Genomic DNA, 26,089 nt, shown 5'->3' on the forward strand with positions numbered 1-26,089 from the left:
GATCGGACCGATCGAGTCGGCGTAGGCTCGAGCCGTGTCGGGACGGGACCGGAAGCGTGCCAGGGCGATACGGGTGTCGCGCGGGGTCCCGTCGGTGCGGTTCGTCACCGCGCTCGCGACGGTGTGGGGCAGGGCCTGGGGCGGCTCGGTGTCCTTCGACGACGAGTTCGGCTTGTTCGTCTGCAGCGGTATGCGCGGTGGCTTCGCGCGCGGCGGCACCACCGTCGGCGGTGTCTTCCTCACCCGTAGGCCACCGACGCGGGCGCTGCTGCGCCACGAATCCGTGCACGCGGACCAGTGGGCCCGTTACGGCATCGGCTTCGCGGTGCGTTATCTGTGGGAGGAACTCCGCAACCCGGGCTCCCGCAACAGGTTCGAGATCGAGGCGGGACTCGCCGATGGCGGCTACCGCGCGGAGCGCGGGATCACCCGTCCAGACGAACCGTGATCTTCTCGCTCGCGACGCGGCGTTCGGTGGCCTCCGGGTCGGGATTGCTCACCTGTACCAGCGACGCCCGGGCCGCGAGCACCGCGAGCAGTCCGGCGACGAGAGCGTCGGGCTGCGACCAGGACCGGGACGACAACACGCGGTCGCCGCTGCCGATACCCGCCGCCGACGCCGACTCCGTGGCGGCAGCGAGCACGTCCGACTGCGAACGTCCGGCGAGCACCGCGTCGCCCGCACCGGAGGATCGGAACTGGTCGCCGTGCATCCGCACGTCCGTCGCATAGTCCGTGATCCCTGGCGGCAGGTCGCGCACGGGGGCACCGAAGGCGTCGAGCGACAACGCCGCGACCTCGGCAACCGTGTCGACCTCGTCCAACCGGTCGGGGGTGACGAGAGCGAGATCGGCATCCGGGTCGGCGTCGAGGACGACCTCGGCCCCTGCCCACCACACGCCCAGCAGGACCGCGGCGCTCTGCCAGTGGGCGGGAAGCAGCACCGCCACCCGACCTCCCGGAAGGACTCCGAACTGGTCGCGAATCATATTGGCCGTCTTGGCAGCCCAGTTGGCGAGGGTGAGCGCCGACAGTTCGATCCGCGCGCCGGTCGCGTCGTCGTACCAGGTGATCCGCGGACCCGCCGGATCTTCGGCGAGGATCGGGTCGAGCAGTGCGTCGGTCAGGGTGGTCACGATGTCCTTCTTCTCGGATTCTGTTCGCGCGACTGTCGGTTCACACAGGTGTCAGTTCACGCAGCGCGGGCCGTCGGAGCCCGCATCGATGGGCGGTGCGGCGGGAGCCGGGGTGGCGGTGCCACCGGCCGGGCTCACGCCGATGTCGGAGGCGGATGCGGCGGTGGACGAACCGGAGTACGACGACGAGCCGGGGCCGGTGTAGTCGCCGGCGAGCACGACCCGCACGGTGCCGGCCGGGAGCGAGGGATCGGACTCGGTGGCGAGACCACCGAGCGCCGCGGCCACCGCGCGGGTCTCGTCGGAGTCCTCATCGGCACCGAAGACCGTCGACGTGCCCACACCGGAACCGGTGTAGTTGCCCACCTCGCCCTCGACGTAGCCCTCCTCGGACAGAGCCGTGGAGACCTGGGAGGCCAGGCCGGACACGGATCCGGCGTTCGCGACGTCGACCGTAACGGTCGACGCGTCGATGTCGGGAGCGGGCACCGGGGTCGAGGTGGTCTCGCTGCCGTCCGGTTCGCGGCCGATCAACTCGGCGACGAAGGAGCGCACCTCGTCCGGATCGACCTGCACGACCGACTCGCCGTAGTCGGTCATCGCGTTGATGTCCTGCACCGGGATCGTCGAGAAGGTCACGTCGCCACCGGCGAGGCCCTGCAACTGCGTCGCGAGCGCCATGATGTCCCAATCGGAGTCGAGCACCACCGAGCGCTGCACTGCGGCGGTCAGCTGACTCACCTTCGACGGGTTGGACAACGTCTTGGCGCTGAGCACCTTCTGTGCCAGCGACGCCATGAACACCTGCTGCCGCACGATCCGGTCGAGATCGCCGCGCGGCAGGTCGTGACGCTGGCGGACGAAGCTCAGTGCGTCCGAACCCTGCAGGGTCTGCTCACCGGCATCGAAACGGGCACCCGACAGCGGCTCGTCGACCGGTGCGTTCAGGCACACCTCGACACCGCCGACGGCGTCGGTGAGCAGCACGAAGCCGAGGAGTCCGACCTCGGCGTAGTGGTCGACCGTCACACCCGTCAGGTCGGCGACCGACTCGATGAGCGCCTCCCGGCCTGCCTGGGTCGATTCCTTCTCGAGTTCGGCCTCGGTCGCGTCGGCGTCCGCTTCGACGAGCTCGGCGCGCCGGTTCGCCTTCGTGGCGCCGTAGGCCGCGTTGATCTTCGACATCCCGATCTCGGGCACCTCGACGTAGGTGTCGCGGGGGATCGACATCGCAGTGGCCGACCGGCCGTCGTTCGGCACGCGGATCAGGATGATCGTGTCGGTGTTGTTCGCTACTTCTTCGCCGGCGCGCAACGCGTCGAGCTCGCGCTGGGAGAGAGGATTGCCGTGCGCGTCGGTGCGGCTGTCCGTGCCCACCAGCAGGATGTCGACGGCGCCGTCCTCGCCGTCGCCGAGGGCCAGGCCGCGGACCGAGGCCAGCGACGACTGCAGCGCGTCGACGCTGCGCCACGCCGCACCGGTGACGACCAGCACGAGGCACGCCGCGATCGCGACGGCGATCTGCCACGGCCTTCCGCTGTACACCCGTGCCTCCGCCGGTGCTCCGGGGCTGCGTGAGGGCGGCTCGCGACGCGCGGAACGCCGGGACTGCCGGGGACCGGGATCCGACCCGTACCTGCCGTCGGCAGCTGTCGGATCGCCCGCGCGGGTGCGACGTCCCGTGGGGGCGGGACGTCGGCCGGTGCGGCGACGCGGCTCTGGCGGCACCTGGTACTCCTCCTGTGGGTGGTACGGGGTCTGTGGATGTAGCTCTCGGTTGAAGGCTACTGGTGGGGACGCTCGCCCGGCGCGCACCACTCCGGCGTGCCAGACTTCTCCGAGTGCGTAGCGTTCTCGTCACCGGAGCCCGTGGCCAGCTCGGCCGTCATCTCGTGAACCGCGGCACCGCGGCGGGGATACCGATCCGCGGTGTCGGATCGTCCGAGGTGGACATCACCGATCCACAGGCCGTGGCCGCCGCGGTCGAACCGGGATCCGTGGTGATCAACGCCGCCGCGTACACCGCCGTCGACGCGGCCGAGACCGACGAGGACCGGGCCGCTGTGGTGAACGGCACGGGCCCGGGCGTGTTGGCCGCCGTCTGTGCCGACAAAGGTGCCCGTCTCGTCCATGTCTCCACCGACTACGTCTTCGCCGGCGACGCGACCGAGCCCTACTGCGTGGACGCGCCGACCGGCCCGCGCACGGCCTACGGCCGCACCAAACTCGCCGGTGAACGGGCGGTGCTGGAGGTGCTTCCCACCGCGCACGTCGTGCGCACCGCCTGGGTGTACACCGGCGACGGCAACGACTTCGTCGCGACCATGCGGCGGCTCGAGGGCGAGCGGGAGACCCTGCGCGTCGTCGACGACCAACGCGGTTGCCCCACCTACGCGCGCGACCTGGCCGACGGACTGATCGAACTCGCCGAGCACGGTGACCGGATCCCCGGTGGGATTCTGCATGCCACGAACGCCGGAGAAGCGACGTGGTTCGACCTCGCCCGGGCGGTCTTCGAGGAGATCGGCGCCGACCCGGAGCGGGTGCAACCCTGTGGCAGCGACGAGTTCGTCCGCCCCGCGCCGCGGCCGGCCTATTCGGTGCTCGACGACAGTGCCTGGATCGGTGCCGGCCTGACGCGCTTCCGTCCGTGGCGGGAGGCACTGCACGAGGCGATCGCCGGTAGCGGAACCGTGCCGCCCGCGCGATGACGTGGGAGGAAACGGCCCGTGAGGTGTCGCACACCGTCGAGGTCGCTAAGGTGACCGGCGTGGATTCGACGCTGGCCGTGGTGACGGTGACCTATTCGCCCGGTGAGCACCTCGAGAACTTTCTCACCTCGCTCACCTCCGCGACCGTTCTGCCGACGCAGGTGATCCTGGCCGACAACGGTTCGATCGACGGTGCTCCCGAGGCCGCCGACGCGGCACACGAGAACGTGCGACTGCTCCGGACCGGGGGAAACATCGGATACGGCGGGGCGATCAATCGCGCGGTCGCCGAGATCGACCCGTCCGCGGAGTTCGTGATCGTCGCGAACCCGGACGTCCGGTGGCACCCCGGTTCGATCGACGAACTGCTCGAGGCGGCGCTTCGCTGGCCGCGAGCCGGCTCGCTCGGGCCGCTGATCCACGAACCCGACGGAAGCGTCTACCCCTCGGCACGCACCGTCCCCACCCTCGCCTCCGGTGCCGGTCACGCGCTGCTCGGCACCGTCTGGCCGGCCAATCCGTGGACGCGTCGCTACCGGCAGGAGAACGAGGAGATCAGCGAACGCCCCGTGGGCTGGCTGTCCGGATCGTGCCTGCTGCTACGGCGAGCGGCCTTCGATTCGATCGACGGCTTCGATTCGCGGTACTTCATGTACATGGAGGACGTGGACCTGGGCGACCGGCTCGGACGAGCGGGCTGGCTCAACGTGTACGTGCCGTCCGCGGTGGTCACGCACGCCAAGGGCCACGCGGCCGGACGGCACCCCGAACTGATGCTTCCGGCACATCATGAGAGTGCCTACCGCTTCCAGTCGGACCGTCACCCCCACGGGTGGCAGGCACCGCTGCGGTGGGCTCTGCGGGCCGGGCTCGCGGTGCGATCGCGAGTGGCGGTCGCAGCGGCCGTGCGGGAGCGTCGGAACGGGAGGACCGACCGGAACATTCGGGTCGGCACGACAGTGAACAGGGGAGACGATGACGAGTGAGTCGGCACCGCACACCGATGCGGTGATTCTGGTCGGCGGACAGGGCACGCGGCTACGCCCGTTGACGCTGTCGGCACCCAAGCCGATGCTGCCCACCGCGGGGGTGCCTTTCCTCACCCATCTGCTCGCGCGGATCCGTGAGGCAGGCATCAAACACGTCGTCCTCGGCACCTCGTTCAAGGCCGAGGTCTTCGAGCAGCACTTCGCCGACGGTTCCGACTTCGGTCTCGAGATCGAGTACGTCACCGAGACCGAGCCGCTCGGCACCGGCGGCGGTATCCGCAACGTGCTGCCGAGGCTGCGCGCCGACAACGTGATGGTCTTCAACGGCGACGTGCTCGGTGGCACCGATCTCGGTGCGGTGCTCGACACCCACGTGCGGACCGAGGCGGACGTGACCCTGCACCTGGTGCGGGTGAGCGATCCGCGTGCCTTCGGCTGTGTGCCGACCGACGAGGACGGCCGGGTGACCGCCTTCCTCGAGAAGACTCAGGATCCGCCGACCGATCAGATCAACGCCGGTTGCTACGTCTTCCGCCGCGAGATCATCGAGCAGATCCCCGAAGGCCGTCCGGTGTCGGTGGAGCGCGAGGTGTTCCCGGCGCTGCTGACCGAGGGCAAGAAGGTGTTCGGGCACGTCGACGCGGCCTATTGGCGCGACATGGGCACCCCGGAGGATTTCGTCCGCGGCTCGGCCGATCTGGTCCGCGGTATCGCTCCGTCCCCGGCGCTCCCGCCGCAGCGCGGCGAGTCGCTCGTGCATCCGGGTGCCTCCGTGGCCCCGGGCGCCCTGCTCATCGGCGGCACGGTCGTCGGCCGCGGCGCCGAGATCGGTGCGGGTGCCCGCCTGGACGGCGCGGTGATCTTCGACGGTGCGCGGGTCGAGGCCGGTGCGGTGGTCGAACGGAGCATCATCGGTTTCGGTGTACGGGTCGGTCCGCGGGCCTTGATCCGCGACGGTGTGATCGGTGACGGCGCCGATATCGGTGCGCGATGCGAGCTGCTGCGCGGTGCCCGGGTGTGGCCGGGAGTGAAGATCCCCGACGGCGGTATCCGGTTCAGTACCGACGTGTGAGTCGAGAGGTCGAAGTGGGTTTCGAAAGATACGTGGCCCTCGGTGATTCGTTCACCGAGGGAGTCGGCGACCCGGATCCGGCGCGTGCCAACGGGCTGCGCGGTTGGGCCGATCTCGTCGCCGGTGAGCTGGCGCGGCACTCGGAGAGCTTCGCGTACGCGAACCTCGCCATCCGGGGCCGGTTGCTGCGACCGATCATCGACGAGCAGCTCGAGACCGCCGTGGCGATGCGTCCCGATCTCGTGACGATCTATGCCGGCGGCAACAACCTCATGCGTCCGAAGCTCGACCTCGACGCGCTCGCGGCGGAATACGACGAGGCGATCGGCAAGCTCGCCGCGACCGGCGCCCGCATCCTGATGTGGACGGCCTACGACGGCAGCTGGGCGCCGGTCTTCGGGATGCTGCGCGGCCGCTGGGCCGTGTACAACGAACTCGTCCGGGCGATCGCCGATCGACACGGGGCGACCATCGTCGACTTCTGGCGGTTCGACGAGTACCGCGATCTGCGCATGTGGGACTTCGACCGGCTGCACATGTCCGCGGCCGGCCACCACAACATGGCGATCCGCGTGCTCGATCTGCTGGGCGTCGCACACGGTCTCGGACCGGTGGAGTTCGACGAGGCACCCGTCCTCACACGGGCCCAGGAACGCGCCGCGGACCGCGCGTGGATGCGCGAGTTCCTCGTCCCCTGGGTGGGCCGGCGGCTGCGCGGAGTATCCTCCGGCGACGGCATCACCCCGAAATACCCCGACCTCGGCCCTGTCCGGTTCTGACCTCACGGCCCGGTTCCGACCTCACGCTCGTCCCGGCAACCCACCGGGACGAGCGTGGTCGTCTCAGGCCCGTCGGGCCGCGGCGAGCCGGACCATGTGCGCGATGGTCTCGTGCTCGGCCTCCGGCGGAAGCGCGTCGACGGGCCACCACTGCAGGTCGGTGGATTCGTCGCTGCGCACCGGCCGGGCACCGACGGGTGCGGTCACCAGGAACCGCAGGTCGAGGTGACGGGTGGGCACGCCGAGGGAGCACGTGATCGGATGCGTGTGCGCCGACAGCAGTTCCGGATCGATCACCAGATCGGCGATGCCGGATTCCTCGGTGGCCTCGCGCAGGGCCGCGTCGACGACCGTGTCGTCCGACGGCTCGCAGTGACCGCCGAGCTGGATCCACCGCCCCACCCGCGGATGCAGGGTGAGCAACACGTTGCGGTGGTCGGCGTCGAGCACGATCGACGACGCCGTGATGTGGCCGGGCACGTGTTCGCGCAGGCACCCGTCGGGCGCCGAATCGAGGAACGCCAGCATCGTGTGCCGCAGCGATTCGGCGTCTTCCGAGTCGGTGCGCCAGGCGGTGAGCCGGTCGATCGCCGAGGCGTGCAGGGAACGCGCCGACACGACTACAGCTCCACGAGGGCGTCGCCCGGGTCCGCGGGTTCGCGCGGTTCCGGTTCGGTGAGCGGGTAACCGACGGCGACCGCCCCGAGCGGCGACCACTCGGCAGGAAGACCGAGTTCCTCGCGGACCACCTCGGGAGCGAAGATCGTCGAACCGATCCAGCAGCTGCCGAGCCCGCGGGTGGCCAGGGACACGAGCAGGCCCTGCACCGCGGCGCCGGCGGCGACGGTGAACATCGTCGCCTCGGCCGCGGTGCGACGGGCATCCGGATAATGGTGTGCGCCGTCGGGCACCCAGAAGGGGACGATCACCTCGGGTGCGTCGTAGAGGATCGCGCCGCGGGAGATCCGGCGTTCGACGGCCACCGGGTCGAGTCCGTCGCCGTGGAGATCCTCGGCCCACCTGTCGCGCATGCGGTCGAGGAGCCGGCGGCGCACCTGCTCGGTGCGCACCCACACGAACCGGACCGGACGGGTGTGATGAGGTGCGGGTGCGGTGAGGGCCTCGGCGACCGCCTCGCGCAGATCCTCGGGATCGACGGGCTCGGAGGCGAACTGCCGCACCGACCGGCGCAGCAGCAGCGCCTCGCGCCGACCGCGTTCGAGAGCCTCCTCGGTGCCGAGCCAGAACAGGTCGTCCTCGCCGCTGCGGATCAGGGCGCGGGCGGTGGATCCGTCGTCGGGCAGGCCGAGTCCGCGTACCACGGCGACGGGCACACCGCCGAGCTTGCCCTTGACCAGATCGCCTGCGGCGGCGATCTCGTCGGCGACCGCCACGGACGTCACCTGCAGTTCGTTGCCCTGCGAGTCGTGGGAGCCGGCGTAGCCGTGCAGGACTGGAAGCCCGGACGAGCCGATCGCGGCGTCGGTCTGGCCGTTGCGCCAGGCGCGGCCCATGGTGTCGGTGACCACCACGGCGACCCGGACGCCGAGCAGCGCACCGATCCGTTCGCGGAGCGCCGCTGCGCTCGCATCGGGGTTCTCGGGCAGCAGCGCGAGTTCGGCGCTGTCGACATTGGATCCGTCGATGCCGGAGGCTGCCTGCACGATGCCGAGCTTGTTCTCGGTGATGAGGGTGCGGCCCTTGCGTGCCAGCACGCGCACCGCTTCCTGGTTCACCAGGCGCCGGCGGAGCGCGTCGCGGGCGTCGGGATCGGTGGGCGCGGCCACGATCCGTCCCTCGACCTTCGAGACCACTTTGCTGGTGACGACGAGGACGTCCCCGTCGGCCAGCCACGGTGCGGCCTGAGCGACGGCTGCGGCCAGGTCGTCGCCGGGCCGGAATTCGGGAAGCCCGGCGACGGGCAGGATCTCGATCGGGCCGCCCGGCGCGTGGTCGCGCACTGCAGGGTCGGCGACGGCGTCCGGCATCACAGGGTCACTCCGGCGAGGTCGAGGGCGGCGCGGGCCATCTCGGCCGTCGCGTCGGTGTCGGTCATGAGCAGGGGAACGGATCGGACCTCGACGCCTGGCACCTCGGCGTTGTCGGTCGAGTGCACGAGCCAGCCGTCGAGAATGCCTGTGCCCGAGCGGGCGCCGTAGTACCGGCCGACCGCCTCGGCGGTGGTCTCCACTCCGATGACGTCCAGGCACGCATCGGCCATGCCGCGCAGGGGCTTGCCGTCGATGACGGGGGACAGGCCGACGACCTTCGCCGACGTGGTGCGCAGCGCCCCACGGATACCGGGGATCGCGAGGATCGCTCCGACGCTCACGACGGGGTTCGACGGGGCCAGAACGACGGCATCGGCGTTCTCGATCGCCTCGAGCACACCGGGAGCGGGCTCTGCCTCTTCCGCGCCGATGTGGGCGAAGCTGTGGGTGGGCACCTGGGCGCGGTGGCGGACCCACCATTCCTCGAAGTGCACGGCCCGCTGTTCACCGTCCTCAGGATCGGTGATGACGACGTGGGTCTCGCTGCGGTCGTCGGAGACCGGCAGCAGGGTCACACCCGGCTTCCACCGCGTGCACAGTGCTTCGGTGATCGCGGAGAGCGGATAGCCGGTCCGCAGCATCTGCGTCCGGATGAGGTGGGTGGCGATGTCGCGGTCGCCGAGACCGAACCAGTCGGGGATCGCCCCGTAGGCGGCGAGTTCCTCCTTGGCGTTCCAGGTCTCACCGGCGCGGCCCCAGCCGCGTTCGGTGTCGATCCCACCGCCGAGGGTGTACATGCAGGTGTCGAGATCCGGACAGATCCTCAGGCCGTGCATCCACACGTCGTCGCCGACGTTGACGATCGCGGTGATGCGGTGTGCCGCGTCCGGATTCGGCTCCACGCCCGGAGAAATATCGAGAAGCCGGCGCAAACCTGAGAGAAAACGCGCCCCACCGACACCTCCGACCAATACAGTCACATTCACGGCCCAAGCCTAAGCGGTGCGTCGCCTACCCGGTCGCGCACCGTCCGAAACGCGTTTCGGCAAAGCGGCCGATGATATGTGAACAACGCCGCTCCGCTTGACCGCGACACACCCGAAGTGTCTAATCACATACATGTCATTCGATAATCGAATTCGAGATCCCTTGCGGTGAACCCGCATTCGAACGAGTATTCGAAGGATGGCAGCGGGTTGATCCCCGGTCATGATTCGGCGCTGCAGGTGAGGAGGGACAATGGCCGGCGAGCGCGACAGCTTCGAGCTCACTCGAAGCGATACTGCAGTCGAGGCTGTCTGTGACTACCCGGACGTCGGGGTGCCCGTCCTGAGTTTGATCTCGGGATTCGGTGACCCAGCGGACGGCGAGGAGCAGTGGCAGGAGCGTGCGCTCTGTGCGCAGACCGATCCGGAGGCATTCTTCCCCGAGAAGGGTGGCTCCACCAGAGAGGCCAAGCGCATCTGCATGGGGTGTGAGGTCCGGGACGAATGTCTCGAATACGCTCTCGCTCACGACGAGCGGTTCGGTATCTGGGGCGGGCTCTCCGAGAGGGAACGCCGTCGCCTCAAGCGCGGAATAGTCTGACGAGGAGTTCGGCCCGGTACGGGGAGTGCGGGACCGAGTGAAACACCGAATCGGATGACGAAGGCCGGGTTGCGGCCGTGGGGGACGAGCAACCCGGCCTTCGTCATGTATCCGGAACGTTTCTCAGTCCTCGTCGTCCTCGTCGAGTGTCGGATCCACCACTTCCGGTTCGACGCCGAGATAGGTGGCCACCTGGTGCACGAGGACGTCGTGCACCAGATCCGTCAGATCGTCCGGATCCTTCGCGCGCACCTCGAGAGGTCGGCGGAACAACACGATCCGCGCCCGGGTGGCAGCGCCTCGTCGATCGATCCCCGCCGGCACGAGCCGGGACAGCGGCACCGGCCCGTCGGCAACCACCTCGTCCGGCCAGTTGACCGAGTCGGGGTCGCGTGCCCGGATCTTCGGGACCTCGTCGACGGCGATGTCGAGTTTGGTGAGGCGGTCGTGCCAGCGCGCGTCGATCGGCGCGAACGCCCCCAATACGAGCAGGTCGAATTTCTCTGCGCGTGTCTTCCACGCCGGCAGGCTCTGCGGGAACAGGGGACCGCGGATTCCCCTGCCGCGGCGTGCCACGGCACGGGACGACACAGGGCGGGAACGTCGTGCGCGGACCATGCCATGGACACTACGACACGAAAATCGCTCCACCCTTTCGGTGTGTCCGAATAGTCCTGGCGCGTCCGGCGCGCTACGCTCCCAGTCGTGAGAACACTGCGTCGATGCTGCCGGCCTGGGTGCAAGAACCCTGCTGTTGCGACGCTGACCTACGTGTACTCGGACTCCACTGCCGTTGTCGGTCCCCTGGCGACCGTCGCGGAACCGCACTCGTGGGATCTCTGCGAGATGCACGGTTCGCGCATCACGGCACCCAAGGGCTGGGAACTCGTCCGATACGAGGGAGCGTTCTCGTCGGCCACCCCCGACGAGGACGATCTGACCGCCCTCGCCGAGGCCGTACGCGAGGCCGGCCTGGGGGAGCGTTCCCGTTCCGACGCGAGCGACGACGACGCCGAGCAACCCCAACGGGCCGTCGTGCCTCCCACCGCACGCACCGGCCGACGCGGTCACCTGCGTGTTCTTCCCGATCCCACGTCCTGAGCCGTTCGCACTAGGCTGAGCGAGTGCGATGTCGCGGAGGACGGTATCGCACGAGTCGAGTTCAGGAGCTAATACAGTGGCGAGAGCTGCCGAGTCGGTGTCAGCAGTCATCAAGGCCTACGACGTACGGGGTGTCGTCGGAGAGCAGATCGACGAAGAGTTCGTCCGCGAGGTCGGAGCGTCGTTCGCACGCCTGTTGCGCAGTGAGGGCAGCGCGGACCGTGTGGTGATCGGGCACGACATGCGCGCCTCGTCCCCCTCGCTCTCGCAGGCCTTCGCCGACGGGGTCACCGCCCAGGGACTCGACGTGGTGCTGATCGGCCTCGCATCCACCGACCAGCTCTACTTCGCGTCGGGCCTGCTCGACGCACCCGGCGCGATGTTCACGGCCAGCCACAATCCCGCGAAGTACAACGGCATCAAGCTCTGCCGTGCCGGTGCCAAGCCCGTCGGTCAGGACACCGGTCTGGCGCAGATCTCCGCCGACCTCGTCGAGGGGGTGCCCGCCTACGACGGCGAGCGCGGCAACATCACCGAGCAGGACGTCCTCGAGGACTACGCCTCGTTCGTCCGCGGCCTGGTCGATCTCGCGGAGATGCGTCCGCTGAAGGTGGCGGTCGACGCCGGCAACGGCATGGGAGGCCACACCGTCCCCGCCGTCTTCGGTGCCCTGCCCGTCGATCTCGTGCCGCTGTACTTCGAACTCGACGGCACCTTCCCGAACCACGAGGCCAACCCCCTCGACCCCGCCAACCTCGTCGACCTCCAGCGTCTGGTCGTCGAGTCCGGTGCCGACGTGGGCCTGGCCTTCGACGGCGACGCCGACCGCTGCTTCGTCGTCGACGAGCGCGGCGAGCCGGTCACCCCGTCCGCGGTCACGGCGCTCGTCGCCGCCCGCGAACTCGCCAAGGAACCCGGCTCGACGATCATCCACAACCTCATCACCTCGCGCGTGGTGCCCGAACTCGTCGCCGAGCAGGGCGGCAAGCCGGTGCGCACCCGGGTCGGGCATTCGTTCATCAAGCAGCAGATGGCCGAGACCGGTGCCGTCTTCGGCGGGGAACACTCGGCGCACTACTACTTCCGCGACTTCTGGGGTGCCGACTCCGGCATGCTCGCGGCGCTGCACGTCCTCGCCGCACTCGCCTCGCAGGACGGTCCGCTCTCCGAGTTGATGAGCTCCTACAACCGGTACGCGGCGTCGGGCGAGATCAACTCGACGGTCGCCGATGCTGCCGAGCGCACCGAGGCCGTCGTCGCGGCGTTCGAGGACCGCGCGGTATCGATCGACCGGCTCGACGGTGTCACCGTCGACCTGCCCGACAACGCATGGTTCAACCTGCGTGCGTCCAACACCGAGCCGTTGCTGCGGCTCAACGTGGAGGCCCGCACGGACGGTGAGGTCGAGGCATTGGTGAAGGAGATCCTTTCCGTCGTTCGTGCGTAGGCGGAGGGACAACGGGAATAATCGAAGTGCCGGGACAGGTCGTGCCGGTGTCGGTTCGGCGGAGCACCGATCTCGGGTCGGTGGCCCCACCGGGCCCTGTCAGCCGGCTCGCCGAGGTCGCGGCGGCGGAAGGAAGGTGATGCGGTCGTGACGGCACCCTCACCGCTGTTCGACTTCGACGATGCGGGCGGTGTTCTCGCCGCCGATGTCGACGGCATCCTCAGGAGCGCGGCCCTCGGCGGCGCCCAGATCCGCGCGGTCGCCGCGGCGGTCGACGAAGGTCTGCTCGGCCGGCTCACCGACATGCACCCCCGCAGTGTGGTCTTCGTCGGCACCGACGCCCGCGCCCGCTCGGCCGCGGAACTGGTCGTCGCGATGTTCGGTGGGCAGGCCGGTGTACCGCTGATCTCCGCGCCGACCACACCGCCGTGGGTCGGCGCGCTCGATGTCGTGGTGGTCTCGGGAAACGACGCCGGCGATCCAGAGCTGGCGCGCAGCATCGACGCCGGACTGCGTCGCAGCGCTGAGGTCGTCGTCGACGCCCCCGACGAAGGTCCGGTGCGGGCGGTCTCGGCCGGTCGCGCGATGTTGTTGCCGCCGCGCGTCCGGGTCCAGACCCGGTACGTGCTCGCCCGGCACGTCGCGGTGTTCTGTGCGGTGCTCGGCGTGTTGCAGCGCGCCGTCCGGATCACCGGTGTCCCGCCGCTCGCCGAGGTCGCCGACACGGCCGACGAGGAAGCGGCGCGCAATCATCCGGCGAACGAGGTCTTCCACAATCCCGCAAAGTCGCTCGCGGTGCGCATGCAGTCGCGTCGCGTGGCGTTCGCGGGAGACTCCGCCGCGACGACGGTGCTCGCACGGCACGCGTCGGAGGCCCTGCTCCAGGAGGCGGGTGTGGTCGCCGGCGCTGCGGCACTGAGCGACGTGCTGGTCGCGCGCGACCGGCTCACGAATGTGGTCACCGCGAGCGGTGAGAACTACGACCCGTTCTTCCACGACGAGGAACTGGACGGACCGGCGCCGATCGCACCGGCACGGGTGTTCGTGCTCAGCACCGACCCCGACCGCTCGGCGGCGCAGCGCAGGACGGCGGCACTTCCGGATGTGGAATTGATGTCCGTGATCGGAGAATTCGAATCGAGCACGGTTCCGACCGTGCTGGAACAGGTGGCAGTGTTGACCGTCCGCACAGAGATGGCGGCCGCATATCTCGGATTGGCAGGGGGGAGATAGTGCACCGACTCGAAGGTGCGGTGCGCTCGTACGCCTGGGGATCGCGGACCGCGATCGCCACCCTGCGTGGCCGCAATGTGCCGTCCCATCATCCCGAGGCCGAGTTGTGGCTCGGTGCGCACCCGGCCGATCCCGCCAGGCTGGTGGATCCGGACGGCGACGAGCACTCGCTGCTCGACGTGTTGTCGGCCGATCCGCAGCGACACCTCGGTGATCGCACGGTGGGGGCGTTCGGTCCCCGCCTGCCCTTCCTGCTCAAGCTACTGGCGGCGGAGGAGCCGCTGTCGCTGCAGGCGCATCCCAGCGCCGGCCAGGCGGCCGAGGGCTTCGCTCGTGAGGAAGCACTCGGCATCCCGATCGACTCGCCCGTCCGTAACTACAAGGACGCCAGCCACAAGCCCGAACTCGTGGTGGCGCTGACCCGGTTCGAGGCCCTGGCCGGCTTCCGTGACCCGAAACGGACCGTGGAGCTGTTCGAGGCGCTCGCCGTGCCGGAACTCGACCCCTATGTGGGACTGCTCGCGGGCCAACCCGATTCGAGCGGTCTGCGGGCGCTGTTCACCACCTGGATCACGTTGCCCCCGCCCGCTCTCGCAGCGTTGCTGCCGCGTGTGCTCGACGGTTGCGTCACCTATCTCGCGGCCGGACGGGACGGCGAACGCGATTTCGTTCCGGAGGTACGCACGGCCCTGCAGCTGGCGGATTTCTATCCCGGCGACGCCGGAGTGCTCGCCTCGCTGCTGCTCAACCGCATCACCCTGCAGCCGGGCGAGGGCCTGTACCTCGACGCGGGAAATCTGCACGCCTACCTGCACGGCATGGGTGTCGAGGTCATGGCGAACTCCGACAACGTGCTGCGCGGTGGTCTCACCCCGAAGCACGTGGACGTGCCCGAACTGCTGCGGGTGCTCGACTTCGGTGCGGCCTCGGTGCCGATTCTCGAAGCCGTGCCGGAGGCCCCGGCGGAGACCGGGTCGGGGCAGAGTCCGATCGAACGCCGCTACCGCACCCCGGCACCGGAGTTCGCGTTGTCCCGCATCGATCTCGGCGCGGGCGACGCCCTCGGGGTCGGTGCCGACGGACCACAGATCCTGCTGTGCACCGCAGGCGATGCCCGCGTCGAGTGCGACGGCGAGTCGGTGACGCTGAGGCCCGGCGACTCGGCGTGGTTGTCGGCGTGCGACCGGAATCCGACCGTCCACGGTTGTGCCGCGGACACCCAGGTCTTCCGGGCCCGGCTCGGGGAGATGCCGGGATCGGCGACCGACGAGTCCTGAAGCAGAGTCCCGGTAGGGACGGAATCGAACCGAAGGCGAGCCCGCACGGGCTCGCCTTCGTCGTTTCCGGATGCACCTTCGTGAGATTTACAAAATCGGCTATATGTCTAGACCTAGGACGAACAGTGGCCTAGAGTCAAGATATGAGTGGTGTGCGTCACCGTGCGGTGGCGTGCCCGGCGCCATCAACGGTGATGAAGGAGACCCGACATGAGTACGGCATCCGCGGATTCGGTGGATCGACCCGACCTTCAGTGGCGCGACCGGAAACGCCATCTGTGGCTTCTGGGGCTGGTGCCCCCGACGGCGCTGTTCGTCGCCGCCGCCCTGGTGTGGGGCGGTAACGAACTCGGGCTGCAGAGCGTCACCCCGGTCCTGTGGTGGATAGGCCCCCTGCTGATCTACGTCCTCGTCCCGCTGCTCGACCTGTTCGTCGGCCCCGACGGCGAGAACCCACCCGACGAGTTGTTCGAGCAACTCGAGAACGACCGCTTCTACCGCTACTGCACCTACCTCTACTTGCCCTTCCAGTTCGCGTCGCTGGTCTTCGCCTGCTACCTCTGGTCGGCCGACGACCTGTCCTGGCTCGGCATCGACGGCGGGCTCGGCGTGATGTCGAAGATCGGACTCGCGATCTCGGTCGGCGTGGTCGCGGGCATCGGTATCAACACGGCACACGAACTCGGCCACAAGAAGATCGAATTCGAACGGCGACTGTCGAAGTGGGCGCTCGCCCCGTCGTTCTACGGGCACTTCTACATCGAGCACAATCGCGGCCACCACGTGCGGGTCGCCACCCCGGAGGATCCGGCCTCTGCCCGGTTCGGGGAGAGCTTCTGGCGATTCCTGCCCCGCAGCGTCGTCGGCAGCCTGCGGTCGGCGTGGCGCCTCGAACGGGCCCGCCTCGAACGGCTCGACAAGCCGGTGTGGAGCGTGCACAACGACGTCCTCAACGCGTGGGCGATCTCCGTCGCGCTGTACGCGGTGCTCCTCGGTGTCTTCGGTCTGTCGATCGCGCCGTATCTCGTGATCCAGGCGGTGTTCGGGTTCTCGTTGCTCGAGGCCGTGAACTATCTCGAGCACTACGGTCTGCTGCGGCAGAAGACCGCGAAGGGGCGCTACGAGCGCTGCTCGCCCGCGCACAGCTGGAACAGTGACCACCTGGTGACGAACATCTTCCTGTACCACCTGCAGCGGCACAGCGACCATCACGCCAACCCCACGCGGCGCTACCAGACCCTGCGCAGCATGGAGATCTCACCGCAACTGCCCGCGGGTTACGCGACGATGATCACCCTCGCCTACATCCCGCCGCTGTGGCGCAAGGTCATGGACCACCGCGTGCTCGACCACTACGACGGCGACATCACCCGCGTCAACATCGAACCGCGTCGACGCGAGAAGATCCTGGCCCGCTACGGAGCATCGGATCCCACTACTGCGGAAGGGGAGTGATCGTGGCGTCCTACCGCTGTCCCGTCTGTGAGTTCGTGTACGACGAGACCGCCGGCGTTCCCCGTGAGGGCTTTCCGGCCGGCACCCCTTGGTCCGACGTGCCCGACGACTGGCCGTGTCCCGACTGCGGAGTCCGGGAGAAGACCGATTTCGAGGAGTACACCCAGTGAGTGCCGACTACCGTCTGTTCCGTTGTCTCGTCTGCGGATTCGAATACGACGAGGCCGAAGGGTGGCCCGACGAGGGCATCGGACCCGGCACCCGGTGGGAGGACATCCCCGATGACTGGTCGTGCCCGGACTGCGGCGCCGCCAAGGCCGACTTCGAGATGGTCGAGATCGTCCGCCGGTGAACCGCTGCACGGGGGATCACTACCCGTCTTGCTTTGACGAGCACATCCGTGCGTGAGAGCGTTCCCACCATGCCGAACGCGCGGGTTCCCTTCCACGAGGCAAGTCGGGTGCTGCTGCGCTCGACGATCCTCGACGCCATGCGCGAGCTGCTACACGAACGCGACTGGTCGGCCGTCACCATGAGCGACGTCGCCCGAGCCGCCGGTATCAGCCGGCAGACCCTGTACAAGGAGTTCTCCTCCCGGCAGGGGCTCGCCCAGGGATATGCGCTGCGTCTGGTCGACGAGTTCGTCGATGCGGTGGCCGATTCGGTGTACGCCCACGTCGGCGACGCGCGGGCCGCGCTCGTGGACGGATTCACCTTCTTCTTCGAGGCGTCCGCCGCCGACCCCCTGGTGCAGTCGCTGCTGAGCGGGGAGGCCAAACCCGACCTGCTGCGGTTGATCACCACCGACGCCGCCCCCATCCTCGAGCGGGGCGCGGGTCGCCTCACAGAGACCTTCCACCACAGCTGGATCGCAGCGTCCGAATCCGACGCGGGGATCCTCGCGCGCGCTGTCGTGCGGGTCGCGCTGAGCTTCGTCTCGATGCCCCCGGCCTCGGGGCGTGATGTCGCCGCCGACCTCGCCGATCTGCTCGTGCCGTTCGTCGAACGGGCCGCCATACGCGGTTGACGTCCGGGCGTCGTACCGGAAGGTGCGGCGGACGGATCCCGTCGGGGGACGATCTGCCGGGCCTCTTCTCGCGCAGGTTGTATAGCCTGGAACCAACATCGTCTGCCGACAGGAAGAGGCATCTGCACGTGTCTGACACCACGCTCGTAGCCGACCGGGTCAACGGTCTCGATTTCAAGGTCGCCGATCTGTCCCTCGCCGAGTTCGGGCGCAAGGAGATCCGGCTCGCCGAACACGAGATGCCGGGCCTGATGGCGCTGCGTCGCGAGTACGCGGAGGTGCAGCCGCTGAAGGGCGCACGGATCTCCGGCTCGCTGCACATGACGGTCCAGACCGCTGTGCTCATCGAAACGCTCGTCTCCCTCGGCGCGCAGGTGCGCTGGGCGTCATGCAACATCTTCTCCACCCAGGACCACGCCGCCGCGGCCGTCGTCGTCGGCCCGCACGGCACCCCCGAGGAGCCCAAGGGCGTCCCGGTGTTCGCCTGGAAGGGCGAGACCCTCGAAGAGTACTGGTGGGCGGCCGAGCAGATGCTCACCTGGCCCGGCGAACCCGCCAACATGATCCTCGACGACGGCGGCGACGCCACGATGCTCGTGCTCAAGGGCGCCCAGTTCGAGAAGGCCGGCGTCGTCCCGCCGAGCGACGAAGAGCAGGACTCCGCAGAGTACAAGGTCTTCCTCGAGCTGCTGCGCCGCTCGCTCGCGGCCGACTCGAAGAAGTGGACCACCGTCGCCGAGTCCGTCAAGGGCGTCACGGAGGAGACCACCACGGGCGTCCTGCGCCTGTACCAGCTCTCCGCGGCCGGCGAGCTCGCGTTCCCCGCGATCAACGTCAACGACTCGGTCACCAAGAGCAAGTTCGACAACAAGTACGGCACCCGGCACTCGCTGCTCGACGGCATCAACCGCGGCACCGACGTCCTCATCGGCGGCAAGGCCGCGCTCGTGTGCGGTTACGGCGACGTCGGCAAGGGCTGCGCCGAGGCCCTGCGCGGCCAGGGCGCACGCGTCTCGGTCACCGAGGTCGACCCGATCAACGCCCTGCAGGCCATGATGGACGGCTACGACGTCGTGACGGTCGAGGACTTCATCGGCCAGGCCGACATCGTCATCACCGCCACGGGCAACAAGGACATCATCACCTTCGAGCACATGAAGGCGATGAAGCACCAGGCCATCCTCGGCAACATCGGCCACTTCGACAACGAGATCGACATGGCCGGCCTCGAGCGGGCCGCCGACGTCACGCGGATCAACATCAAGCCGCAGGTCGACGAGTTCACCTTCGGCGACGGCCATTCGATCATCGTCCTGTCGGAGGGCCGCCTGCTCAACCTGGGCAACGCCACGGGCCACCCCTCCTTCGTGATGAGCAACTCGTTCGCCAACCAGGTGATCGCCCAGATCGAGCTGTGGACCAAGCCCGACCAGTACGACAACGAGGTCTACCGCCTGCCCAAGCACCTCGACGAGAAGGTCGCGAAAATCCACGTCGAGGCACTCGGCGGACAGATCACGAAGCTGACCAAGGAGCAGGCCGAGTACATCGGCGTCGACGTCGAGGGCCCGTACAAGCCCGAGCACTACCGCTACTGATCCCGGCAACTCGACGGGAACGCAGAGCGCATGAGTGATCGGAAATCACAGGGCACATGGGTGATCTGATCGTCGTCGAGGGTCTCGATGGGGCCGGCAAGCGGACCTTGTCCGCCGGTCTCGTCGAGACCTGGCGCGAGGCCGGACGGAAGGTCGCGACGCTGGCCTTCCCGCGGTACGGGCAGTCGATCCACGCCGATCTGGGCGCGGAGGCGTTGCGCGGGCAGCACGGCGACACCGCCTCGAGCGTCGAGGCGATGGCGTTGCTGTGGGCGCTCGACCGTCGCGATGCTGCCGACGAGCTGCGGAAGCTGCTCGCCGACAACGATATCGTGCTGCTCGACCGGTACGTCGCGTCCAACGCCGCGTACACCGCGGCGCGCCGGAACCAGGATGCGACCGGCCCGGCGGTGGAGTGGATCCGCCGTCTCGAGTTCGAACGGTTCGGGCTTCCGGTGCCCGATCTGCAGGTGCTGCTCCGCGTTCCGGTCGCCCTCGCCGCCGAGCGTGCCCGTAACCGCGCCGCGACCGAGGTCGACCGCGATCGCGACGCCTACGAGCGCGATGCCGGTCTGCAGGAGCGCACCGGCGCGGTCTACGACGGGCTCGCGCAGCAGCAGTGGATGTCTCCGTGGGAGGTCGCAGGCCCGCAGACCTCCCCGCGACAACTCGCCGTTGACATCTCAAATCTGCTTCACGACGCTCGAGGGGTGACACGATAGAGGCTATGAAGCCGAGGATTCTGGTAGTCGACGACGACACCGCGCTGGCCGAGATGCTCACGATCGTGCTGCGCGGCGAGGGATTCGAACCGTTCGTGGTGGGGGACGGCACTCAGGCGCTGGGTGCCGTGCGCGAGATCCGGCCCGACCTCGTCCTGCTCGATCTCATGCTCCCCGGCATGAACGGCATCGACGTGTGCCGTGTGCTCCGCGCGGATTCCGGTGTGCCGATCGTGATGCTCACCGCCAAGTCCGACACCGTCGACGTCGTGCTCGGCCTCGAATCGGGCGCCGACGACTACATCGTCAAGCCGTTCAAGCCGAAGGAGCTCGTCGCACGCGTGCGGGCCCGGCTGCGTCGCACCGAGCAGGAACCGGCGGAGGTCCTGAACATCGGGGACATCACCATCGACGTCCCCGCCCACAAGGTCACCCGCGGCGACGAGGCGATCTCGCTCACGCCCCTCGAGTTCGACCTGCTCGTGGCGCTCGCACGCAAGCCGCGCCAGGTGTTCACCCGTGAGGTCCTGCTCGAGCAGGTCTGGGGCTACCGGCACGCCGCCGACACCCGGCTCGTGAACGTCCACGTCCAGCGTCTGCGCGCGAAGGTCGAGAAGGATCCTGAGAATCCCGAGGCGGTGCTCACGGTGCGGGGGGTCGGCTACAAGGCCGGACCGCCGTGATTCGAACCTACCGGCTTCGGCGGCGTATCACGCGTAGGACGCTGCCGCTGGTGAGGTGGTCGCGGTCGATGAGCAGCCGACTCGCGCACACCTGGCGACGATCCCTGCAGCTCCGGGTCGTGACCTCGACCCTCACGCTGTCGCTGATCGTCATGTTCGTGCTCGGAGTGGTACTCACGAGCCAGATCACCGACCGACTGCTCGAAGTGAAGATCGACGCGGCGACCGAGGAAATGGATCGCTCGCGCGCACTCGTCGAGGGACAACTCGCGGGCGCCGACGACTCCGGTTCGCTCGCGGTCCGCCTCGACGGTGCCGCGGCGATCCTCACCAGCCGTGGCAGCGACGGGGGACAGGACACCGGCGTCGCCGGAACCTTCGACCCCGTCCTGATCGTTCCCGGCGACGGTCCGCGGGCCCCCACCTCGAGCGGGCCCGCCGACCAGATCCCGCAGAACCTGCGTGCCTTCGTCCAGAACGGGCAGATCGCGTACCAGTTCGCGACGGTCGCCGATCCCGACGGCTACACCGGGCCGGCCCTGATCATGGGCAGCCCCACCGACTCCGACATCTCGACACTCGAGCTGTATCTCGTCTTCCCGCTCGGCGGTGAGGAACGCACCCTCGCCCTCGTCCGCGGCACCCTGCTCGTCGGTGCCGTGGTCCTGCTCGTGCTGCTGGCCGCGATCTCGATGATCGTCGCGCGGCAAGTCGTGCTGCCCATCCGGTCGGCCTCCCGGATCGCCGTGCGCTTCGCCGACGGACGGCTCAAGGAACGCATGCCGGTCCGCGGTGAGGACGACATGGCGCGCCTGGCGATGTCGTTCAACGAGATGGCCGAGAGCCTGTCGCGGCAGATCACCCAGCTCGAGGAGTACGGCAACCTGCAGAAACGGTTCACCTCCGATGTGAGCCACGAACTGCGCACCCCGCTCACGACCGTCCGTATGGCCGCCGACCTCATCCACGACGGCAGCGACGAGCTCGACCCCGTCCTCAAGCGGTCCTCCGAACTGCTCGTCGCCGAACTCGACCGCTTCGAGAGCCTCCTCAACGATCTGCTCGAGATCAGCCGGCACGACGCGGGTGTCGCCGAACTCGCCTCCGAACGACTCGATCTGCGGATGTGCGCGCGTGCCGCCGTCTCGACCGTGCGGCACCTCGCCCGCGAGACCGCCACCGAGCTCATCGTCGACCTTCCGGACGAGTCCGTCGAGGCCGACGTCGATCCGCGCCGCGTCGAACGCATCCTGCGCAACCTGCTCGCCAACGCGATCGATCACGGCGAGGGCAAACCCATCCTGCTGCGGTTGCGCGCCGACGACGCGGCCGCGGCCTTCGTCGTGCGCGATCAGGGCGTGGGCCTGCGACCGGGGGAGGAGAAACTCGTCTTCAACCGGTTCTGGCGCTCCGATCCGTCGCGGGTCCGGCGCTCCGGCGGCACCGGCCTCGGTCTCGCGATCAGCGTCGAGGACGCCAACCTGCACAACGGCAAGCTCGAAGCGTGGGGCGAACCGGGACGAGGTGCCAGCTTCCGGCTCACCCTCCCGCGCGAACGCGGACGTAAGGTGGGTCGCAGCCCCCTGCCTCTCGTACCCAGCGCCGCGAAGGCCGTGCAGGGCAAGCCCCCGCCGGGTGACGACACCCCGGAGCGGCCTTCGACGGGAGAGATCCCGACCGACCCTGCGAGCACATCGTCCGAAGGAGCCAATACATGAGCCGCTCGACTCCGCGTGCAGCGGGCGTGCTCGTCGTACTCCTGACCGTGGCCGGACTCGTGCTGTCGGGATGCGCCACGCTGCCAGATTCGTCGTCACCGCAGGCCATCGGAACCCTTGAACGCGGCCCCGCGACCACCGAGGTCGCCGCTCCCGTGCCCGGTCGCGAGCCCGACCTGCTCCTGCGCGACTTCCTGCAGGCGAGCACGGATCCGACCAACCGCCACCGCGCGGCCCGGCAGTTCCTCACCCCCACGATGTCCGAGTCCTGGGACGACGCGGCGAGCGCGACGATCGTCGACAAGGTCGACGTCCTCGTCGAGGAACGCGACGGCGACAGCGCCACCTACGTGGTGCGGGCCAGCACCGTCGGCTACCTCGAGGAGGGCGGCATCTACCGTCCCGCCGACGGGGAGTTCGAGGCGCGGTTCTCCCTGGTCCGCACGGACGGGGAGTGGCGCATCGACCGGTTGCCGGCCGGCGTCATCATGGACCGCCCGCGCTTCCTCAACACCTATCAGCGCCGCTCGCTGTACTTCCTCGACCCGACCGGCACCGCCGTCGTCCCCGACCCCCGCTGGATCACGGGTACCCCCGAACAGACGGCGTCGCAGTTGATCGGGTTGCTCGTCGAAGGGCCGAAAGAGGTCCTCGCGCCTGCGGTCAAGAATCTCCTCGAGGACGTCACCGTCATCGGCTCGGTGACGAAGGCGGACGGCCGCACGACCGACGTCGGCGTCGGACTCGGCGGTATCCGCATCGACTTCCAGGGGGTCGGCTCGATGGGCCGGCAGGATCGCGAATTGCTCGCCGCGCAGGTGATCTGGACCCTCGCCAACGCAGACATCAGCGGCCCGTACCAGCTCCTCGCCGACGGCCAGCCCCTCGACGAACGGTTCCCGAACGGGTGGACCACCGCCGACGTGGCATCGATGAACCCCCTTGCCGCATCGAGCGTGACGGTGGGCCTGCACGCGCTGCTCGACGGCGCGCTGGTGAGCGTCGCAGAGACCGGCGTGACACCGGTCCGCAGCTTCTTCGGTGCGTCCGACGACCTGCAGTCGGTCGCCCTGTCGCTGGACGGAGAGCTCGTCGCCGCAGTCGAGAACACCGGCAAACCGGCACCGGAACCGGCCGTGCAACTCATGGTGGGGGCCTACAGCGAGGGCGGTGCCGAGCCGGCGGTCGACGGCGAGTCGATCACCCGGCCGTCCTGGTCTCCCAACAACAATTCGGTGTGGGCGGTCGTCAACGGGACCTCGGTGGTGCGCGCGGTGCGCGAACCCGGCACCGGGCGGGTCACCGTCGTCGGGGTGGAGGCGGGCGCGGTCCGCGGTCTCGGCGACCGCATCACCGAACTGCGCCTGTCGCGCGACGGTGTCCGCGCCGCCATGATCATCGACGGGCGGGTCTTCGTCGCGACCGTCGTGCCGACCACGACCGGCGAGTACTCGCTCACCAATCCGCGCGAGATCGGCTTCGGTCTCGGTGGTCCCGCGCTCGCCTTGGACTGGAGCACGGCCGACACGATCGTCGTCTCCCGCGCGTCGGCCGACGTGCCCGTCGTGCAGGTCGCGGTGGACGGCTCACGCATCGACGCACTCCCGAGCCGCAATCTCACCCCTCCGGTGGTGGCCGTGGAGGCGTCGACGGCCAGCGAGTTCGTCGCCGATTCCCGGACGGTCTTCCAGCTCAACAACCGCGATCCCGCGGGCGACCGGTACTGGCGCGAGGTACCCGGACTGGCCGGGATGGCGGCGATCCCGGTCCTTCCCGGCTAGAGCGTGCCGACGGTGACGCCCAGGCGTCGGTGACTGCGGGCACACTCCCGGTGTGCTCACCGCCTTTCTCGATCTCGTTCTGCCCGCCCGGTGCGGTGGGTGCGCCGCTCCCGGAGCGAGCTGGTGCCGGGCGTGCGCACGCGAGCTCTCCGATCACCCCGTGGCCGTCGCGCCGCGCGTCGACCCCGGGACCCCGGTGTGGAGCCTGGGCCCGTACACCGGCCCCAGGCGCCGCGCGGTGATCGTCGCGAAGGAGCGTGCCCGCCGGGATCTCGCCGAGCCGCTCGGGCTCGCGTGGGCCGTCGCGATCGCGCGGCTGCGCCGATGGAGCGAGCTGCCCGAGGGTCCCTTGATCGTGACGCCCGCCCCCACCCGGACGCGTGCGGCGCGGGCACGCGGAGGCGATCCCGTCACGCGTGCCGCCCGGGCCGCCGCGACCCACGACCGTCGCCTCCACGTGCATCCGATCCTGAGTGTGGCGGCCGGGGTGCGTGATTCGGTGGGGCTCTCGGCAGCCGACAGGCAGCGCAACCTCGCCGGCCGTGTCGGGGTGCGCGCCGACGGTCTGCCGCGCACGATCCCGGTCCTCGTCGTCGACGACGTGCTCACCACCGGAACCACCGCGCGCGAGTCGGTGCGGGCACTCCGACGCGCCGGATTCGCCCCTCTCGGAGTGCTCGTGATCGCCCACGCGTGAGCCCGCAGACGGGCCCGGAAAGTACCTCACCGAGTGACCGGAAGGCGACGCGATGGGAAATCGCGCGGGAACGGTGGCACACCTCCGCGTTACGTACTACCGTCGCCATCAGACCCGGAAACAACAAGGTAGACGGGTGGAAACGCCTGTTCTTCCGATTCCGGGTGAGCGCGCTCTCGCGCTCATACATCATGCCGGCGCGCGGGCTGCGCCGGCCGTAACTCGGGAGGTACGCGTGACGACCCCTTCGAAGTCCAGAGGTTCCGTTGCAGAGGCCGATGCAGCCACGGAAGGCCCACGTGCCGACGTTGTCGTGAAAGGACGCAACGTCGAGGTCCCCGATCACTTCCGGATCTACGTCTCCGAGAAACTCGCTCGGCTCGAACGTTTCGATCCGACGATCTTCATCTTCGACGTCGAGTTGCAACACGAACGCAACAGGCGTCAGAGGAAGAGTTGTCAGCGGGTCGAGATCACTGCCCGCGGAAAGGGACCTGTCGTACGCGCCGAGGCCAGTGCCGACAGCTTCTACGCTGCCTTCGAGTCTGTGATCAGCAAGCTCGAATCGCGCCTGCGACGGACGAAGGAGCGCCGCAAGGTCTCCTACGGTGAGAAGACGCCCGTGTCCGTGGCGGAAGCCACCGCGGCCCTCGCCCAGGATGACGAGCTCGCGATCTCGCCCGACCTGTCGCTCGGCGACAGCGAGAAGGAGCCTCAGGACGGTCCCGGTCGCATCGTCCGGACGAAGGAACACAACGCTGCGCCGATGACCGTCGACGACGCCCTCTACGAGATGGAACTCGTCGGTCACGACTTCTACCTGTTCCACGACAAGGAGACGGACAAGCCGTCCGTGGTCTACCGGCGACACGCCTTCGACTACGGTCTGATCAGGCTCGTGTGACACTGCCGGGAGTGACCGAAGGCACCTCGCCATCGCGGTCACTCCCGCGCAGCGCCTACCATGGAATCCGGCCGGGGTCCGACAAGGCCTCGGCCGGATTTCTTGTCCGTGCAGGTACCCGAGATTGAGGACGAACACACCAGTGCTGTCGCTGACGAAGCTGCTCCGGATCGGTGAAGGT

The 26,089-nt window shown here is 69.0% G+C and carries 27 protein-coding genes; 21 read left to right on the plus strand and 6 right to left on the minus strand.

The genetic code is table 11. The annotated features are described in order from the left end of the window. Positions 1 to 73: 73 nt before the first annotated feature. Positions 74 to 448, plus strand: a complete 375-nt coding sequence (locus BLV31_RS10065) for a hypothetical protein (RefSeq protein ID WP_033097089.1) — start codon at positions 74 to 76, stop codon at positions 446 to 448. Here BLV31_RS10065 and BLV31_RS10070 read toward each other — a convergent pair. Then, the gene (locus BLV31_RS10070; RefSeq protein ID WP_006550195.1) at positions 426 to 1,136 is read right to left on the minus strand and encodes a TIGR03089 family protein; all 711 of its coding nucleotides are present in this window, start codon (positions 1,134 to 1,136) and stop codon (positions 426 to 428) included. The two genes, BLV31_RS10065 and BLV31_RS10070, sit on opposite strands and share 23 nt — an antisense overlap. Before the next feature lie 51 nt (positions 1,137 to 1,187). Then, a complete protein-coding gene (locus BLV31_RS10075) occupies positions 1,188 to 2,681 on the minus strand; it encodes an LCP family protein (RefSeq protein WP_006550196.1) in 1,494 nt (497 codons plus the stop codon). A gap of 296 nt (positions 2,682 to 2,977) precedes the next feature. Here BLV31_RS10075 and rfbD point away from each other — a divergent pair, with 296 nt between their 5' ends. The 4 genes from rfbD to BLV31_RS10095 are packed head-to-tail and all read left to right on the plus strand — an operon-like array spanning position 2,978 to position 6,687. Further along, entirely contained in the window at positions 2,978 to 3,847 is an 870-nt protein-coding gene (gene rfbD, locus BLV31_RS10080; protein WP_006550197.1) for a dTDP-4-dehydrorhamnose reductase, read from the plus strand. Between the two features lie 59 nt (positions 3,848 to 3,906). Continuing rightward, positions 3,907 to 4,833, plus strand: a complete 927-nt coding sequence (locus BLV31_RS10085; RefSeq protein WP_064060265.1) for a glycosyltransferase family 2 protein — start codon at positions 3,907 to 3,909, stop codon at positions 4,831 to 4,833. Then, positions 4,823 to 5,908 (plus strand): mannose-1-phosphate guanylyltransferase, encoded by a 1,086-nt coding sequence (manB, locus tag BLV31_RS10090; protein WP_006550199.1) that lies wholly within the window; start codon positions 4,823 to 4,825, stop codon positions 5,906 to 5,908. Before BLV31_RS10085 ends, manB begins: the two co-directional genes overlap by 11 nt. A gap of 14 nt (positions 5,909 to 5,922) precedes the next feature. After that, the gene (locus BLV31_RS10095; protein WP_064060252.1) at positions 5,923 to 6,687 is read left to right on the plus strand and encodes an SGNH/GDSL hydrolase family protein; all 765 of its coding nucleotides are present in this window, start codon (positions 5,923 to 5,925) and stop codon (positions 6,685 to 6,687) included. 63 nt (positions 6,688 to 6,750) lie between these two features. Here BLV31_RS10095 and BLV31_RS10100 read toward each other — a convergent pair whose 3' ends face one another. The 3 genes from BLV31_RS10100 to cofD are packed head-to-tail and all read right to left on the minus strand — an operon-like array spanning position 6,751 to position 9,664. Further along, entirely contained in the window at positions 6,751 to 7,305 is a 555-nt protein-coding gene (locus BLV31_RS10100) for an NUDIX hydrolase (RefSeq protein WP_006550201.1), read from the minus strand. A gap of 2 nt (positions 7,306 to 7,307) precedes the next feature. Continuing rightward, positions 7,308 to 8,675, minus strand: a complete 1,368-nt coding sequence (locus BLV31_RS10105) for a coenzyme F420-0:L-glutamate ligase (protein ID WP_064060266.1) — start codon at positions 8,673 to 8,675, stop codon at positions 7,308 to 7,310. Beyond that, positions 8,675 to 9,664, minus strand: coding sequence for a 2-phospho-L-lactate transferase (cofD, locus tag BLV31_RS10110; protein WP_072740421.1), 990 nt, complete (start codon positions 9,662 to 9,664; stop codon positions 8,675 to 8,677). The genes BLV31_RS10105 and cofD overlap by 1 nt, the downstream gene beginning before the upstream one ends. A 334-nt stretch (positions 9,665 to 9,998) precedes the next feature. On the opposite strand from cofD, the gene BLV31_RS10115 reads away from it, so the two are divergent. Then, positions 9,999 to 10,265 carry a WhiB family transcriptional regulator gene (locus BLV31_RS10115; protein ID WP_167414258.1) on the plus strand — a complete coding sequence of 89 codons (267 nt, stop codon included), beginning with the start codon at positions 9,999 to 10,001 and terminating at the stop codon, positions 10,263 to 10,265. 123 nt (positions 10,266 to 10,388) lie between these two features. On the opposite strand, the gene BLV31_RS10120 is transcribed toward BLV31_RS10115, so the two are convergent. After that, positions 10,389 to 10,883, minus strand: coding sequence for a metallopeptidase family protein (locus BLV31_RS10120; RefSeq protein ID WP_033097091.1), 495 nt, complete (start codon positions 10,881 to 10,883; stop codon positions 10,389 to 10,391). Positions 10,884 to 10,970: 87 nt separating this feature from the next. On the opposite strand from BLV31_RS10120, the gene BLV31_RS10125 reads away from it, so the two are divergent. The 15 genes from BLV31_RS10125 (at position 10,971) to hpf (ending at position 25,908) form a co-directional block, all read left to right on the plus strand. Beyond that, positions 10,971 to 11,366 (plus strand): DUF3499 domain-containing protein, encoded by a 396-nt coding sequence (locus BLV31_RS10125; RefSeq protein ID WP_170318468.1) that lies wholly within the window; start codon positions 10,971 to 10,973, stop codon positions 11,364 to 11,366. Between the two features lie 76 nt (positions 11,367 to 11,442). Next, positions 11,443 to 12,813: a phosphomannomutase/phosphoglucomutase gene (locus BLV31_RS10130; protein ID WP_019288507.1), complete on the plus strand. Its 1,371-nt coding sequence runs from the start codon at positions 11,443 to 11,445 to the stop codon at positions 12,811 to 12,813. A 147-nt stretch (positions 12,814 to 12,960) separates the two neighbouring features. Next, entirely contained in the window at positions 12,961 to 14,046 is a 1,086-nt protein-coding gene (locus BLV31_RS10135; RefSeq protein WP_033097092.1) for a hypothetical protein, read from the plus strand. Next, entirely contained in the window at positions 14,046 to 15,323 is a 1,278-nt protein-coding gene (gene manA, locus BLV31_RS10140; protein WP_064060253.1) for a mannose-6-phosphate isomerase, class I, read from the plus strand. The genes BLV31_RS10135 and manA overlap by 1 nt, the downstream gene beginning before the upstream one ends. A 210-nt stretch (positions 15,324 to 15,533) precedes the next feature. Then, positions 15,534 to 16,778: an alkane 1-monooxygenase gene (locus tag BLV31_RS10145; protein WP_006550210.1), complete on the plus strand. Its 1,245-nt coding sequence runs from the start codon at positions 15,534 to 15,536 to the stop codon at positions 16,776 to 16,778. A gap of 2 nt (positions 16,779 to 16,780) precedes the next feature. After that, complete coding sequence (locus BLV31_RS10150) at positions 16,781 to 16,948, plus strand: rubredoxin (protein ID WP_006550211.1); 168 nt, start codon at positions 16,781 to 16,783, stop codon at positions 16,946 to 16,948. Next, positions 16,945 to 17,130 (plus strand): rubredoxin, encoded by a 186-nt coding sequence (locus BLV31_RS10155; protein WP_006550212.1) that lies wholly within the window; start codon positions 16,945 to 16,947, stop codon positions 17,128 to 17,130. The genes BLV31_RS10150 and BLV31_RS10155 overlap by 4 nt, the downstream gene beginning before the upstream one ends. A 69-nt stretch (positions 17,131 to 17,199) precedes the next feature. Continuing rightward, on the plus strand, positions 17,200 to 17,805 hold the full coding sequence (locus BLV31_RS10160; RefSeq protein ID WP_039584805.1) for a TetR/AcrR family transcriptional regulator: 606 nt from the start codon (positions 17,200 to 17,202) through the stop codon (positions 17,803 to 17,805). Between the two features lie 128 nt (positions 17,806 to 17,933). After that, positions 17,934 to 19,403 (plus strand): adenosylhomocysteinase, encoded by a 1,470-nt coding sequence (gene ahcY / locus BLV31_RS10165; RefSeq protein ID WP_064060254.1) that lies wholly within the window; start codon positions 17,934 to 17,936, stop codon positions 19,401 to 19,403. Positions 19,404 to 19,459: 56 nt separating this feature from the next. Beyond that, entirely contained in the window at positions 19,460 to 20,125 is a 666-nt protein-coding gene (locus tag BLV31_RS10170; RefSeq protein WP_039584803.1) for a dTMP kinase, read from the plus strand. A 5-nt stretch (positions 20,126 to 20,130) separates the two neighbouring features. Beyond that, a complete protein-coding gene (gene mtrA / locus BLV31_RS10175) occupies positions 20,131 to 20,808 on the plus strand; it encodes an MtrAB system response regulator MtrA (protein WP_024101503.1) in 678 nt (225 codons plus the stop codon). Positions 20,809 to 20,876: 68 nt separating this feature from the next. Then, a complete protein-coding gene (gene mtrB, locus BLV31_RS10180) occupies positions 20,877 to 22,526 on the plus strand; it encodes an MtrAB system histidine kinase MtrB (protein WP_019288499.1) in 1,650 nt (549 codons plus the stop codon). Next, positions 22,523 to 24,307: an MtrAB system accessory lipoprotein LpqB gene (gene lpqB, locus BLV31_RS10185; protein WP_072740422.1), complete on the plus strand. Its 1,785-nt coding sequence runs from the start codon at positions 22,523 to 22,525 to the stop codon at positions 24,305 to 24,307. The genes mtrB and lpqB overlap by 4 nt, the downstream gene beginning before the upstream one ends. A gap of 52 nt (positions 24,308 to 24,359) precedes the next feature. Further along, a complete protein-coding gene (locus tag BLV31_RS10190) occupies positions 24,360 to 25,004 on the plus strand; it encodes a ComF family protein (RefSeq protein WP_064060256.1) in 645 nt (214 codons plus the stop codon). 235 nt (positions 25,005 to 25,239) lie between these two features. Beyond that, positions 25,240 to 25,908, plus strand: a complete 669-nt coding sequence (gene hpf, locus BLV31_RS10195) for a ribosome hibernation-promoting factor, HPF/YfiA family (protein ID WP_024101500.1) — start codon at positions 25,240 to 25,242, stop codon at positions 25,906 to 25,908. Positions 25,909 to 26,089 lie beyond the last annotated feature (181 nt).

It is taken from the genome of Rhodococcus pyridinivorans (assembly GCF_900105195.1).
GTDB classification, from domain to species: Bacteria; Actinomycetota; Actinomycetes; order Mycobacteriales; family Mycobacteriaceae; genus Rhodococcus; species Rhodococcus pyridinivorans.

Excerpts from the sequence above, each read along its gene's own strand:
- BLV31_RS10170 (WP_039584803.1), top strand. The coding sequence starts at position 19,460 with ATGGGTGATCTGATCGTCGTCGAGGGTCTCGATGGGGCCGGCAAGCGG.
- BLV31_RS10105 (WP_064060266.1), bottom strand. The coding sequence starts at position 8,675 with ATGCCGGACGCCGTCGCCGACCCTGCAGTGCGCGACCACGCGCCGGGC.
- mtrB (WP_019288499.1), top strand. The coding sequence starts at position 20,877 with ATGAGCAGCCGACTCGCGCACACCTGGCGACGATCCCTGCAGCTCCGG.
- manB (WP_006550199.1), top strand. The coding sequence starts at position 4,823 with ATGACGAGTGAGTCGGCACCGCACACCGATGCGGTGATTCTGGTCGGC.
- mtrA (WP_024101503.1), top strand. The coding sequence starts at position 20,131 with ATGAAGCCGAGGATTCTGGTAGTCGACGACGACACCGCGCTGGCCGAG.
- BLV31_RS10145 (WP_006550210.1), top strand. The coding sequence starts at position 15,534 with ATGAGTACGGCATCCGCGGATTCGGTGGATCGACCCGACCTTCAGTGG.
- BLV31_RS10160 (WP_039584805.1), top strand. The coding sequence starts at position 17,200 with ATGCCGAACGCGCGGGTTCCCTTCCACGAGGCAAGTCGGGTGCTGCTG.
- BLV31_RS10120 (WP_033097091.1), bottom strand. The coding sequence starts at position 10,883 with ATGGTCCGCGCACGACGTTCCCGCCCTGTGTCGTCCCGTGCCGTGGCA.
- lpqB (WP_072740422.1), top strand. The coding sequence starts at position 22,523 with ATGAGCCGCTCGACTCCGCGTGCAGCGGGCGTGCTCGTCGTACTCCTG.